At 42.1% G+C, this 271-nt stretch carries 1 pseudogene; it reads right to left on the bottom strand.

Annotated features, from left to right (window positions below):
- Positions 1-211 (bottom strand): annotated as a pseudogene (locus tag AAEZ00_RS21265) (hypothetical protein); the annotation flags it as partial.
- Positions 212-271 lie beyond the last annotated feature (60 nt).

Raw genomic sequence — 271 nt, 5'->3', positions numbered from 1 at the left:
TATATAGGTAGCTTAGCAGCCAACCGATTAAGCTAATCAAGCTTAGTATGATAATTAAAGGCACGCCATAAAGACCAAATTTGAGCATGAGACCGGTAAAAAAGCCAGGCGATGACAAGGGGGAGACATCACTATCTGCCTCACCAAAATCCACGCTATCCATATCCGCCATGCCAAGTAAAGACACCAGCCAATATAGAGTCACGAACATCACAAGCCCCGTAAAAACAATCGTGGGGTACAAACTGATTTTAGTGATAAAGACTAAAAA

It is taken from the genome of Shewanella sp. S1-49-MNA-CIBAN-0167 (assembly GCF_040310145.1).
GTDB lineage: Bacteria > Pseudomonadota > Gammaproteobacteria > Enterobacterales > Shewanellaceae > Shewanella > Shewanella psychromarinicola.
This window is presented reverse-complemented; position numbering and strand designations above follow the sequence as displayed.